The organism is Permianibacter fluminis (assembly GCF_013179735.1).
Lineage (GTDB): Bacteria > Pseudomonadota > Gammaproteobacteria > Enterobacterales > Permianibacteraceae > Permianibacter > Permianibacter fluminis.
The window spans coordinates 323,454-336,772 of the sequence record NZ_JABMEG010000001.1 but is presented as its reverse complement, the minus strand read 5'-3'; the positions used below and the strand labels follow the sequence as shown (position 1 = coordinate 336,772).

The following is a 13,319-nucleotide window of genomic DNA, read 5'->3' as shown; positions in this document are numbered from 1 at the left end:
CTTACAATCTTCCTTCGGCGCGCAGGCGATCGCGCACCAGCAGCAGCGCCGCGATGGTTCGCGCCTCGCTGACATCGTCGCGGCTAAACAATTCATCCAGTTTATGCAGTGACCACGGCAGCACGTCAATTTCTTCCGGTTCGTCGCCCTGCAGCCGCTGTTCAAACAAGTCCTCGGCCAGCACCAGTTCCATGCGATGGTTCAGGTAACCGGGCGCCAGCGTCAGCGTTTTCAACCGGGTCAGGCGGCGGGCGCCGTAGCCGGCTTCTTCCATCAATTCGCGGTTCGCAGCCTGCTCGGCCGTTTCACCGGCTTCGGCCAAACCTTTTGGCAGTGCGATTTCGTAGCGTTCGACACCGGCGGCGTATTCGCGGGTCAGTAGCACGGTTTCATCATTCAGCAGTGGCACGATCATCACCGCCAACCGACCGCCCGAGCGTAGTCGTTCGTAGTGGCGTTCGACGCCGTTGGCAAAACGCAGATGCAGCGCCTCGACCCGGAACAGTTTGGTTTCTGCCGCGATATGCGCGGACAGGATTTCCGGTTTCTGCCGTTCTTTCATCCGGTTCACTCCTGCACCTGGGCGCTGGTCATCAACAGCCGGAAATCACTGACTGCCGCAAATTCACCGGTGTCTTTGGTACCGGCCGTGCTGTCCGGGTTCGGAATCGCCAGCACGGTGCCAACCCCGTTACGGACCGCGGCGCGCAACACCTCGAGGCTGTCATCAATAAACAGACAGCGCTCCAGTTGCAAATGACATTTGCGCGCCAGCGCCGGCCAGAAACCGTCGTGCTCCTTGGCGTGACCAAAATCGTGCGACGACACCATGAACTCGAAATGATCGCCAAGCGTGGTGTGAGCCAGCTTCAGCTCCAGCGATTTGCGATGGGCGTTGGTGGCCAGAATCCGGCGTTTGCCCTGCTGGCCGAGCCAGTCGAGCAGGGCAAGGGCGTGCGGCCGCATCGCGATGCGCGCGGTCTCTTCTTTTTTCAGTGCCTCAATATCGACGCCGAGCTCGCGGCTCCAGAAATCGACACAGTACCAGTCGAGACTGCCGCGCTTGGCGGCAAAGCGCGGATACAGCGCGGTCTTGGCAGCGTCGGTGCTCAGCCCGAACAATTCGCCGTAGCGACGCGGCAGATGCTCCAGCCAGAAGTGATTGTCGAAATGCAGATCCAGCAGCGTGCCATCCATGTCGAACAGCACGGCTTCGATACGGGACCAGTCAACGAGCGGTGAAGGAACAGCAGTCGTCATCGAAAAACCCGCGGTTGAAAATTACCGGTAATGCACCGGCATGAACGAAACGCAGCCAGCTGACGGGGTGACCGTGCCAGCCGGTTCCGCATCTGATCAATCAACTATCGGAAAAACAAAAACCGATCAGGCAAGCCGTTTTTTATCTGACTCGTCAGTGAACGATACGCTGCTGCCAGCGCAGCGCGTAGCGGTCGCCCTGCGGTCGGCCGATGACCCGGAAAAACCGATCCAGCTCTTCCGGCAGACCGGTACGGACGCTGGCATCCAGTTCCAGCCTGTCCATGGTCAGATGAAAATTGCCAGTCAAGCCGAGCACGCCATCGATGTCGGTGATCGCGCCGTTGATGCCGCCTTCGCCATCGTCTTTCAGATCGACGGCATAGGCGCCGAGCTGGGGTTGCCCGAGCGGCGTTTTCACCTGCGCGCGTGACCAGTTCAGCCGGCCCTGCAGGCGCTCGATGCGGCCATTGGCCAGTGCCGCATCGCTCAACTCCAGCTGCAAATCACCGTGCAATTGCACGCCGGTCAAATTGATGAACGGTTGCAGCGCCTGTGCCGGCAACTGCACCGACACCTCACTGGCGCTCAGCTGACCGCCAGCGCTGGCCTGAACCTTGCCGCTGCCACGCTGGCTGAGGCCATCGTCAAATTGAAATTGCAGCGCAGCGCGGCCGAGCAGTAATTGCCACGGTGACAGCTGCCATTGGAAATCGGTCAGACTGATATCGCCAAGGCGCAATTGCTGGGCGTTGCCCTGCCAAAAACTGCCGGTGACACCACTGAAGGCCAGATCCGGAACAAACTTGCTGGCGGTCCGGGTCAGCAAGGTCGCTGGCGCGGTGATCAACAACAACAACAAGAAGGCGAAGCACAGGCTGACGCCCCACAACAGTTTGGTTTTCATCAGGTGCCGTCTTTCAGTTTCAATTGCAGCTTGACCATGCCGCTGGCTTTGCCGCTGCTGATATTCAGTGACGCCACTTGCAGTCCATAACCGGTTTCCATCTGATGCAGCCAGCGCAGGCCGTCATCGAAACTGGCATCTTCCAGCCAGATCTGTACTTCATTGTCGCCGCGCGGTTGCAGCCGCGACACAATCAGGTTGAATTGCGGCGCCGTGTCGGAAATCAGTTGCGGCAGTCGACGACCCGCCCGATCCAGTTTGCCGCCGGCACCGCCACGACTGGCCAGCACCCGGGCAACATTTTCCTGCATCGTTGCCAGCTCGGCTTCCTGCTTCAGCACGTCGGCGCTCAGGTTGTTGCGGGCGCGCTGCAACGGGAACACCAAGGTGAAATAAATCAATGCCGGCACCAGCACCAGCGCCATCAGCGTCAATGCCCGTTTATCGGCCGCCGATTTGCTGGCATACCAGTTTTGCGCTTGTTGTTTCAGATCGGTCAGTGCGCTCATGACTGATCTCCTTTACTTGCACTGGATTTCTTGCCGTTGCCTTTTTGCGGGCCGCCGCGTTGCAGAACCATGCGACCACTATAGCCACCGCTGCTGGCGCTGGCCTGGCCCATGTCGGTGTGGAAACCCATTTGCTGAAACTGGCTGTCGAGTGCGTTCAGCGCCGATAAATCGCGGGCGCTCAAATCCAGTCGCAATTCATTGCTGGCCGCCTCATAGCCGAGACCGCGCAGTGAAATGCCATCAGCGTTTTGCAGTACCGGGCCGATTTCGGCAAGCAGTGCGCTGAAACCGCCGGCGCCACCAGCGCCCAGATTCTTGATAAAGCCGTTCATGCTGTTGACCGGATACGGCGTGTTGGTCTGATCCGGAAACGCTTCGCTGAAGCTGGCGCGAATGGCGCCATCGAGCGCGCTGACCCGTTGCTTCAACAGCAGCCAGTCGGTCATCGCGTAAGCATACTGGGCCAGCACGGCAATGCCGGCGACGATGGCGACCTTGCGCCATTGTTTCCAGTGCGCCTGCCAAGCGGTGCGGGGCGCATACGGCCCCTGCAGCAATGACAGCGTCTGGCGCTGGGCGCCGCGCGCCAGCACCGCCAGTGCGTGATCGATGTCATGGCGCTGATGTGGCGGCTGCAGGTGAAAGTCAGCGTCAGCGCAATGGAACTGCACGGTGCTGTCAGCGGCGAGCAGTGGCAACAGTTGATCCAGATCAGCAGCCGGCAACAATTGTGCGCTGCCATCGGGCAGTCGCAGCAAGGCGTCCTGACCGAGCAACAGAATGCGGGTTTCGCCGGCCGCGGTCGGCAGACACAGCGCATCAAGCGTGACGTCATCAGCGTGCAGGTTGTGACTCGCCAGTGTGTCGAGCACGGCCTTCAACTGAACGTGTTCAATCGCGATGACCTGTTGTTCGTCATCCGGCAATGCGGCGCCAGCGACCACATGCAATTCGTCAATCGAACCGGCGATCTGATCTTCCAGCAAAAACGGCAGCACCTGGGCCAGATGTTTGCGCTGCTTGGCCGGCACCTGCACCCGGGTGACCAGTGCACTGCTGACCGGCAACAGTACCGTCAGCTTTTTGCCGTTGGTCTGGGTGGCGAGTTGCGCCAAATCGTCCGGCCAGCGCAACTGAGCCGACGCCAGCACGCTGCCATCGTCCGCGAGTTCCAGCCATTCGGCCAGCGACTCACCGGCCGCTGGTGGCCGCAGATACAACGCCGTTGTCATCTTGCTTGAGTTCCCGATTCAAAAATTTCTGGTTAAAAACGCAGGTTTGAAAACGCGCGGATGAAAAACCTGTTGGCTCAATCGGCCACGATCAGTCGCTGCTACCCACATCCGCGCCTAGTCATTCTTCACTGAATGCCCGGCTTGCCACTTCAAAGCGCTTGTCTTCCTGCTTGTGCAGCACCGATTCTACACGGGCCCGGCCACGGCCAACCACGGCTTCGGCACGCAGCAGGAAATAGTCCGAGTCCTCGCTGAGCCGGCCCTTACCGAGCGGCGATTCAGCCGCCTCCGAAGGCATGCCATTGGCATTCTTCAGGGCGTCTTTATCCTTGAAGCCGTTTTTGGGCCGATTCTCCAGCACCTGCCGCGCCGCTTCGACCGGCAAATCCTTGAACAGGATGCTGAGCAGCTCAGCCCGTTCCGGTGGCAGCGTGTTGTAATTGATCTTGATGTATTTGGCGTCAGGCAGTGCGCACAGATACGGCCGTACTTTCTGATAAATCTCCGGCGTGAAGCCCTTGATGGTGCGCAATTCGCTGATCGCGCCGAGCGGACCGTTGCCGGTGCGATAGGGGATCTGCAGTCCCTGATAGTCGTAATCCTCGGCGCCATCGCTGCCGAACGGATCGCTGTCATCGTCAAGCCAGTCAACGACTGCCGCGGCCAGCGCCTGCGGCGAGCTTTCTTCATTTGGCACCAGTTGCTCGAACAACTTGGTCAGCAGTTGCACGCCGGGTGGTTGCTGCTGCGCCGGATCGTCGGGGTTGGGTTTGTCCGGAGTTTGACCCTTGTTGCCTTCGTCGGTTTTCTTCTTGGCGTAAAGCAGGCTGTTGAGATTGAAACAGGTGCTCAGATCTTCGAGCTTGCCGTGCAACTCACCGCCATCGATCGGAAAGAAAAACGCGCTTTTGGCCCAGGCCTGGCCGAGGTGCACACGGCCTTCATCCTGCTTCAGGGCGTCATACAAATGTGACGCCGCCAACGATTCGGCGCCAAGCGCATATTGCCAGGCCTGATCGGTTTGCAGGACATTGGCGGAGCGCCGCTCATTGAGGCGCAATTGCGACTTGATTTGGGCGGCGATCAAGGTGACCAGCGCGACGATGATCAGGATCACCACCAGCACGACGCCGCGTTGCTGATGTGGGAACGCCGGTAGCATGCGAGCTTTACTGCAAGACACGGTGCACCTCGCCGATGCCTTCGACCTCCAGTGTCAGTTTCAAAGCTCGCGGCGCCTTTTCACTGTCCTCGGTATTTTGCCTACCACCGACCGGCCACTCGTCCAGCCAGTCATCGCCGACTTCACTTTTGTTGTCGAAAGTCTGCAGTGCGCTCAGATCGACATTGGGCCGGAATTTCAATTCCATTTTACTGATACCGTCGAGCAGCACGCGCTTCTGGATAACCGGCTGCTGGGCCTGATCGAGCAGCAGATAGCTGTAACGAATTAGCCGGCCCTCTTCTAGCGCATAGCGGACATGCTCCAATGACGAGCGCGGTAACTGGGCCGGGTTGCGCCAGCCACTGCGGGTAAAGGCAATCCAGGTGTCGGTGTCATCACTGACACCCTGTACCACCGGCAGGCGATCACCGTAGCTGTCGCGCACCCGGCGAAAAGCGCGCTGCTGATAATCGCGGCTGAAGGTGGTGACCGCCCGCTGCAATTGCATAAAGCGCTCACCGCGCACGCGCAGGATTTGCTGAGCATCCTGCGCCGTATCGAGCGTCGAATAGGCACCAATGCCGATCAAACCGAAGATCAATACGGCAACCAGCACTTCGATCAGGGTGAATCCGCGCGCTGTTTTCATTTGATGTTGCCGGCCGGGTCTTCCGGTCCGTCCGGTGGCGGCTCACCGCCATCTACGCCACCGTTGTCGTCGTTTTCACTCTCGCCTTTGCCACCGTCGCTGTAGCCACCGCTGCTCAGGTCGCCGGTGGGTGCGGCCAGCAGTTCGGGACGGTCGTTGACGAAACCAGCCAGCTGGGTCAGCGGCGACTCGTCTTCACGTTCGGCGCGCACTTCGATATCGACCCGGCGCAATTTCGGGTCCGAGGTTTCCTCGACTTTGCGGGTCCAGAACCATTCGTGACCAGACATTTCTTCGCTGCCGTCGCTGATACCAACGGCGGGCCAGGTTGTCATCAGCCGGGTTTCGGCGAGCTGATTCATCGCCACCCAATGGGCGATGGTCTTGCGTTCTAGATAACTCTGCGCCGAAATGGAGGTGGCGATCCCGTTGATCATCGCCGCCGCCGTGATGGCGAAGACCGCCAGCGCCACCAGCACTTCCAGCAGCGTGAAACCGCGCGGTGACTTATTTGCCGGCATTGCGCTTCTCGCTGGGTTTGCGGCTGTTGCTGGATTTGGCTTTATCGCCATCGCTACTGTTTTCGCTCTCGTCTTCGTCGGCCACAGCATTCGGGTCCGGATTATCCCAGGCGATGTTCAGATCGCTGACCGGGTCGGCCTGGATTGGGCCTTCGATGCGCAGATTGCCGTCGGCATTGGCGCGCAGGCGGTAAAAAACCGGATTGCGATCCCGGTTGCCAATGGCGAGCACAAACGGATTCAGCTCGCCGCTCGACAGCAGAAAGACTTGCGGCAGCAAGGTTTCCGGTTCCTTGTCCGATTTCGGTTTGCCGGGCTTGTCGCCATCTTTACCGGCGCCTTTGCCATCTTCGCTGCCAAGGTCTGATTCGTTGTCGTCTTCGCTGTCTTGCGGCTTGGACAGATCGTCGCGGCGGGCCGGCTTGCGCTTGTTGCTGTCGCGAGCATCGGCGTCGTCGGTTACAACCTTGCCTTCATCAGTGATGCGGGCGCCGGGCAGCCGGGCACCAGCGAGCTTGAAGCCTTCAATTTCCAGCGCCAATTCAAATCCGTCGGGCAGCCGGTGCAACTGGTAGGCCTTGTCGTCACTGATTGGTGACCAGCGATCATTGCCAAAGGTGACGAAGCGGTAATCGTGTTCGGTGACCACCAGACCCAGCTCGACACCATTGAGCTGGGCCTCTTCCAGCGCCAGCTTCATTTTGGCATTCAGTTGTTCAATTTCATCGCGGGCAACGGCGGCGCGGTTGTCACTGCCGATCATGACCATGGCGCCCGCCATCAAGCCGATGATCACGACGACCACCAGAATCTCAAGCAAGGTGAAACCGCGAGGGCTTTGGCGGAGCATGAACATTGGCTGCAGGCCTGAAAGAGAACGAACGTTCAGCGGTTGCCTTCGGAATGCTCATCCCAGTTACCGATATCGGCGTTCTCACCTTCGCCGCCGATTTCGCCATCGGCACCGAGCGAGAACAGATCGTATTCACCGTGCTCGCCGGGGAAAATGTATTGGTAGTCACGACCCCACGGGTCCTTTTCCAACTTCCGAATATAACCGCCTTGCTTATAGTTACGCGGCTCAGGGTCGGTATTGGGCTTGACCCGCAATGCGGTCAGACCTTGCTCGGTGCTGGGGTACACAAAATTATCAGTTTTATAGAATTCAAGCGCATCGCTCAGAGTGGAAATATCGGATTGCGCCCGGGTAACTGTCGCTTTGCCGACATTACCCTGGATATTTACTACGATCGCAGTCGCCATGATGCCGATGATGACCAAGACAACCATGATCTCCAACAGCGTAAAGCCACGCTGCAGAGTGCGCTTGTTGTGAACGCCTTTCATAACTTTGTTCCTCTCGTAAAACACGACACAAGCCGATTAGACCTGCGGACAAAACTCAACGACCGATTAACTGGTTCATCTGGAATATCGGCAGCAATATCGCAAGCACGATACAGAGCACCATAACGCCCATGCCAAGAATCAACATAGGTTCCAGCAACCCAAGGGTAACGCCAACCAATGACTCGAATTCGCGCTCGTGATTTTCAGCAGCCTTTTCCAGCATGCTATCCAATTCACCAGAACTTTCGCCTGATCCGATCATGTGCACCAGCATCGGTGGAAAAGCATCACTGCGAGAAATGGCTGAGCGCAGGCTGCTGCCTTCTCGCACGCGGGTAGTTGCTTCGCGGATCACTTCTTTTAAGTAAGCGTTATTGACCACTTCACCGGCAATGCGCAGACCTTCCAGCAAAGGCACAGCGCTCGATGACAGAATGCTCAGCGTACGGGCGAAGCGAGCCGTGTTGACGCCTCGGGTCAGGCGACCAACCAATGGCCAGCGCAAAATTTTCCGGTCGAAACGCAACCGAAAAGCCGGTTGTCGCAGCAGCCTTATCGCGGTGAATACCGTGATAGCTATGACTGCAAGCACCAGCCACCACCAATGCTGTAAAAACTCGGACAAGCTAATCATGATGCGGGTGAGCAGTGGGAGCTCCTTCCCAGCTTGGTCAAACTGTTCGACTACCTTCGGCACAACATAAATCAGCAGACCGCTCACAACGGCCATTGCCACGGTCACAAGGATGATGGGATAAACCAGTGCCAGCTGCACCTTCTGACGCAAGTAATGGCGCTTCTCGGTGTAATCGGCGAGCCGTTCCAGCACTTCATCGAGATGGCCGGATTTTTCCCCGGCCGCCACCATCGCCCGATACAACGCGTCGAACACGTTCGGGAACAGCGCCAGACCGTCGGCCATGCTGTGGCCTTCGACCACGCGCGCCCGCACCGCCAGCATCATCGATTTGTGCGCCGGTTTCTCACATTGATCCGACACCGCTTTGAGTGCTTCCTCAACCGGCAAGGCCGCGCGAATCAGCGTCGCCAGTTGGCGCGTGATCAGCGCCATTTCGGCGGTGTTGATGCGAACTTTTTTCGTGCTCTTGCCACTGGCCGCGGTTTTGCTGGTGGCTTGGGCAACCTCGTTGACCTCCAGCGGCGTCAGCGCCTGATCGCGCAGCTGACTGCGGATTTGCCGCGCGGTGTCGGCTTCGAGCACGCCTTTTTTTTGCCGACCGTCGGCGTCGAGGGCGATGTATTCAAATGCGGGCATTGGAGTACTCGTGGCCGGCGCGGGCCGGCGTATTTACGACGAGCGCACTGGCTCCGACGGGCAGTGCCGGGTCTCGGCCCGGCTGCCGAGCTACTTTTCTTTGTTCGTGCAAAGAAAAGTAGCCAAAAGAAACACGCCCCAGACGCGCCAGAAACGGTTCCGCTGCTTCGGTGAGACCTGCCCGCCGCTGCGACAACATCGCCTCGGGCACGCACTGATGCGGCTCCTGCCTTATCAGTGCTGCGCTGGCTATCCCTGCCAGCGCACCCGGCCGCTGCCGTCGCATCGCCGGCTGGCGCGATGGGGCCCCGTGTTCTAGCAGAAGCCGTTGCTTCGGCACTTTTGGTTTTGCGCGCAGCGTGCTTTTGAATTTGCCGCCCGTCTGACGAGCCGAGCAGCGGAAAGGGCTGGCGAGGTAGTCGGCGAGGACTGTCTGAGCGTGTAGCGCGAGTTCCGCAGCCGCCGCCAGACCTTGAGCAGCGCAGGGCACCGACAAAACGTATTCATGTTTTGTCGGCGAGGAATACAGGGCATGTTTCTTTGGGTACTTTCTTTGCGCCAAAGAAAGTACCTCGCCCGCCGGGGCGAGACCCGGCAAAGGTTCGATGAGCGAGCAACGTGGCGACAGAGAACGAACCATAGAAATCAATCTTCCCGCGTCACACGCAGGACTTCTTCAATCGAGGTCAGCCCGGCCAGTACTTGATTGCGGCCGTCTTCGCGTATCGAGGGCGAGTATTTGCGTGCCTGTTTCTCGATTTCCTGCTCACTCATGTTGTTGTGAATCATCGTGCGCATGTCATCGTCGACCAGCAGCAGTTCGTAAATGCCCTGGCGACCGCGATAGCCGGTGAAGCGGCAGTTGCCGCAACCGACTGGGTGGAAAATGGTCGGGGCCTTGCTGAAATCGAGTCCGATCAGCTCGCATTCTTTTGCGCTGGCCGGTGCGGCTTTTTTGCAATCCGGGCAGAGCCGGCGGACCAGCCTTTGCGCGAGTACGCCGAGCAGCGACGACGACAGCAGAAACGGTTCGATGCCCATGTCGGACAAACGGGTAACGGCGCCGACTGCGCTGTTGGTGTGCAGCGTGCTCAGCACCAGGTGACCGGTCAGCGAGGCTTGCACAGCGATTTGCGCAGTTTCCAGATCGCGGATTTCGCCGACCATCACGACGTCCGGGTCCTGACGCAAAATCGCGCGCAGACCGCGGGCGAAGGTCATGTCGACTTTCGGATTGACTTGAGTCTGGCCGATGCCTTCGAGCTGGTATTCGATCGGATCTTCAACGGTCAGGATGTTGCGGGTCTGGTTGTTCAGGATGGTCAGGCCGGCATACAGCGTGGTGGTTTTACCGGAACCGGTCGGGCCGGTAACCAGAATGATGCCGTGCGGTTTCAGCAGCAGCTCGCGCATGCGTTCCATGAGCCAGTCGGCCATGCCCAGATGCGAGAAATCGAGCCGGCCGGCTTGCTTGTCGAGCAGCCGCAACACGACCCGCTCGCCATGCGAAGACGGCAGCGTTGACACCCGGACATCGACGGCGCGACCACCGAGACGCAAGGCAATGCGACCGTCCTGCGGAATGCGTTTTTCGGCGATGTCGAGCTTGGCCATGACCTTGATCCGCGACACCAGCAGCGGCGCGATACGGCGATCCGGTTGCAGCACTTCGCGCAGCACGCCATCGACCCGGAATCGCACCATCAGCTGGCGTTCAAAGGTTTCGATATGGATATCGGAGGCGTTTTCCTTGATCGCTTCCGACAGCAGCGCGTTGATTAGTTTGATGATCGGGGCGTCGTCTTCGGCTTCGAGCAAATCTTCGGTTTGCGGGATCTCGTCAACCAACCGGAACAGATCGATCTCTTCGCCGATGTCTTCCATGGCTTGAGCGGCGCCACCGGCTTCGGTTTGGTAGGCACGGGCCATTTCGACATCGAACAATTCCGGCGTCACGACGTCGAAACGCACCGGCCGGCCGAGAAAGCGCCGCGCTTCGGCCAGCGCCACCGGCGCAACGCCCGGCTTGACCAGCAAGCGGGCCACGCCGTCCTGTTCGCTGGCGACCAGCACGCCATGACGACGGGCAAAACCGAATGGCAGGCGAGCCGCTTCCACGTCAGCGCTCCTCGCTCTCTTTGGGTTTCAACGGGGTTTCGTCAACCGGTTGCACGTCTTCCGGGGCCGGCATGCCGACTGGCGCCGGTGCGGCGGTTGGTGCCGGTGCCGCCGGTGCGGCCGGTGTATTGGCTGCCGGTGTCGCGGGCGGTATCAGCGCGGCGTCTTCCGGTTTCATGTCCGACGGCCGCAGCACTGGCGCGGGTCGGTTTTCCCATTCCGGCATGATGGCGGGATCTTCCAGCGGCATCAGGTTGATGCCATCGTCTTTCTTCTCGATTTGCAGCTGGCGCAGGTTGTCGTATTTGCGCGCCGACAACTGGCTCATCGACTCGGCATCGCGAATGATGGTCGGCCGGATGAACACCAGCAGGTTGCGTTTGGTCTTGGTGGTTTTCTGCGACTTGAACAAATTGCCGAGCAGCGGAATGTCGCCGAGGATTGGCACCTTCTGCACGCTCTGCTGAACGTCGTCATCGACCAGACCGCCGAGCACGATGGTGTCGCCGTCTTCAACCAATACGCTGTTCTTGATGCTGCGCTTGTTGGTGATGATGTCGACACCGGTGGTGCCGGCGATGCTCGACACTTCCTGTTCAATGTTCAGTTTGACCGCATCGCCTTCGTTGATCTGCGGTTTGATTTTCAGTTTGACGCCAATCTCTTTGCGATCAACTTGCTGGAACGGATTCTGGTTGTTCCCACCCAGCGTCGAGCCGGTGATGATCGGCACTTCCTGACCGGCGAGAAACTCGGCTTCTTCATTGTCGAGCGTGGTCACCGACGGCCGCGACAGCACGTTCGAGTCGGTGGTCGAACCGAGCGCACGAATAAACGCCCCGAACGAGAAGCCATTGTCGGAAATGCGGCCGAGGCCGAGGCCCATGCCCTGCATGCTGCCGAGCAGGGTACCGAGGGCGGCGCCGTTGTCGCCGTTGTTCGGCGTTGTTGTGGTGGTGACCGTTGTGCCATCAACTGTGGTGACTGTGGTGCCATCTTGGCCCTGCTGCTGCAATGCCGCGCCAGCAATGCTGCCAATGCCCGGTCCGGTATTGGTGTAGTTGATGACGCCCAGCGGCCGGGTCGCATTGTCGCTGCGATCGGCAAACAGCCATTGCACGCCGAGTTCTTTCGCCTTGTTGTCGGAGATCTCGACAATCATCGCTTCAACATGCACTTGCGCACGGCGGATGTCGAGCTGGCGGATCACCGCTTCCAGCGAGCGCATCATGTCCGGCGGCGCGGTGATCACCAGGGCATTGGTTTCTTCATGCGAATCGATGCTGAAATTCTCGCCGTTGCGACCACGGCTGGCGCTGCTGCTGCCGCCTTCGCTTTTCTTGCCTTCTTCTTGCTTGGCGAGCTGCTGCGACACGCCGGTCAGCACTTTGACCACGTCTTCGGCTTTGGCGTAATGCAGATAGATAACCTTGGTGTTGCCGCCGGACGTGACCGGCTGATCGAGCTGGGCGATCATGCCGCGCAGTTTCAGGCGTGCCTTGCCTTCGGCACTGAGCAAAATGCTGTTGGTGCGGACATCGGCGGTGTAACGCGGCTTGTTGATCGGGTCTTCGGCTTTCGCACCCTGCCGTTCCAGGTTTTCCAGAATCCGGACGATCTCTTCGGCGGCGGCATGCTTGAGCTGGATGATTTCGATTTCTTCTTCGCTGGCCTTGTCGATCTGGCGAATGATTTCGACCAGTCGTTCGATGTTGGCGGCGGTGTCGTTGATCACCAGCACATTGGTCCGGGCGTACGGCGCCATATGGCCTTGTTGCGGCACCAGCACGCGCAGCACCGGCACCAATTGGTTGGCATCGACGTGTTCGACTTTGATCACGCGGGTGATCATTTCGTCGCCGCGATAACGGCGACCGCCTTCGGAAGCGACCGGCACGCTGTCCTGCCGCGCGGTCTGTTCCTGCACGATCTTGGTAACGCCGTTGGTTTCCACGGCGGCAAAACCGTAAACCTTCAGAATGGTCAGGAAGGTGTCGTAAATCTCGCGTTCGTCCATCATGTGCTGCGACAGGATGGTGATCTTCTGGCCTTGCACGCGCGGGTCGAGCACGAACGTTTTGCCGGTCAGTTTGCTGACCTGCTCGATGACAACCCGGATGTCGGCGTCTTTCAGATTCAGAATCGCCTGGCCGGCATCGGCGCTCGGGGCAAACAGCGCACTGCCGGTCAGACCGACCGCCAACGCGCTGGCCAGCACGGTGTGCCGGAAGCCGGGGTAACGGAGGCCGGGGTAACGAAAAATCGAGCCGCGAATGCGCGCATCGGTTTGGGAAGAAGACTGAGAGTTCGACAAGCGTTTCACGAG

At 59.4% G+C, this 13,319-nt stretch carries 14 protein-coding genes; all 14 read right to left on the bottom strand.

Features of this window, described 5'->3' with window-relative positions; all coding sequences use genetic code 11:
* Position 1: 1 nt before the first annotated feature.
* Positions 2–562, bottom strand: a complete 561-nt coding sequence (gene nudE / locus HPT27_RS01480; protein WP_172237930.1) for an ADP compounds hydrolase NudE — start codon at positions 560–562, stop codon at positions 2–4.
* Positions 563–567: 5 nt separating this feature from the next.
* Positions 568–1,260 (bottom strand): GMP/IMP nucleotidase, encoded by a 693-nt coding sequence (gene yrfG, locus HPT27_RS01475; RefSeq protein WP_172237927.1) that lies wholly within the window; start codon positions 1,258–1,260, stop codon positions 568–570.
* A 154-nt stretch (positions 1,261–1,414) separates the two neighbouring features.
* Positions 1,415–2,167, bottom strand: a complete 753-nt coding sequence (locus tag HPT27_RS01470) for a type II secretion system protein N (RefSeq protein ID WP_172237924.1) — start codon at positions 2,165–2,167, stop codon at positions 1,415–1,417.
* Entirely contained in the window at positions 2,167–2,676 is a 510-nt protein-coding gene (gspM, locus tag HPT27_RS01465) for a type II secretion system protein GspM (protein ID WP_172237921.1), read from the bottom strand. Before gspM ends, HPT27_RS01470 begins: the two co-directional genes overlap by 1 nt.
* The gene (gene gspL / locus HPT27_RS01460) at positions 2,673–3,911 is read right to left on the bottom strand and encodes a type II secretion system protein GspL (RefSeq protein ID WP_172237918.1); all 1,239 of its coding nucleotides are present in this window, start codon (positions 3,909–3,911) and stop codon (positions 2,673–2,675) included. Before gspL ends, gspM begins: the two co-directional genes overlap by 4 nt.
* Before the next feature lie 121 nt (positions 3,912–4,032).
* Positions 4,033–5,076, bottom strand: coding sequence for a type II secretion system minor pseudopilin GspK (gene gspK, locus HPT27_RS01455; protein WP_172237915.1), 1,044 nt, complete (start codon positions 5,074–5,076; stop codon positions 4,033–4,035).
* Positions 5,077–5,083: 7 nt separating this feature from the next.
* On the bottom strand, positions 5,084–5,728 hold the full coding sequence (gene gspJ, locus HPT27_RS01450; protein WP_172237912.1) for a type II secretion system minor pseudopilin GspJ: 645 nt from the start codon (positions 5,726–5,728) through the stop codon (positions 5,084–5,086).
* Positions 5,725–6,249 (bottom strand): type II secretion system minor pseudopilin GspI, encoded by a 525-nt coding sequence (gene gspI / locus HPT27_RS01445; protein ID WP_172237909.1) that lies wholly within the window; start codon positions 6,247–6,249, stop codon positions 5,725–5,727. The genes gspJ and gspI overlap by 4 nt, the downstream gene beginning before the upstream one ends.
* Positions 6,236–7,105: a type II secretion system protein gene (locus tag HPT27_RS01440; RefSeq protein ID WP_172237906.1), complete on the bottom strand. Its 870-nt coding sequence runs from the start codon at positions 7,103–7,105 to the stop codon at positions 6,236–6,238. The genes gspI and HPT27_RS01440 overlap by 14 nt, the downstream gene beginning before the upstream one ends.
* Positions 7,106–7,134: 29 nt before the next feature.
* A complete protein-coding gene (gene gspG / locus HPT27_RS01435; protein ID WP_172237903.1) occupies positions 7,135–7,596 on the bottom strand; it encodes a type II secretion system major pseudopilin GspG in 462 nt (153 codons plus the stop codon).
* 55 nt (positions 7,597–7,651) lie between these two features.
* On the bottom strand, positions 7,652–8,875 hold the full coding sequence (gspF, locus tag HPT27_RS01430) for a type II secretion system inner membrane protein GspF (RefSeq protein WP_172237900.1): 1,224 nt from the start codon (positions 8,873–8,875) through the stop codon (positions 7,652–7,654).
* The gene (locus HPT27_RS01425; protein ID WP_172237897.1) at positions 8,862–9,515 is read right to left on the bottom strand and encodes a hypothetical protein; all 654 of its coding nucleotides are present in this window, start codon (positions 9,513–9,515) and stop codon (positions 8,862–8,864) included. The genes gspF and HPT27_RS01425 overlap by 14 nt, the downstream gene beginning before the upstream one ends.
* Before the next feature lie 5 nt (positions 9,516–9,520).
* A complete protein-coding gene (gspE, locus tag HPT27_RS01420; RefSeq protein WP_172237894.1) occupies positions 9,521–10,993 on the bottom strand; it encodes a type II secretion system ATPase GspE in 1,473 nt (490 codons plus the stop codon).
* Between the two features lies 1 nt (position 10,994).
* A complete protein-coding gene (gene gspD / locus HPT27_RS01415; RefSeq protein WP_172237891.1) occupies positions 10,995–13,316 on the bottom strand; it encodes a type II secretion system secretin GspD in 2,322 nt (773 codons plus the stop codon).
* Positions 13,317–13,319 lie beyond the last annotated feature (3 nt).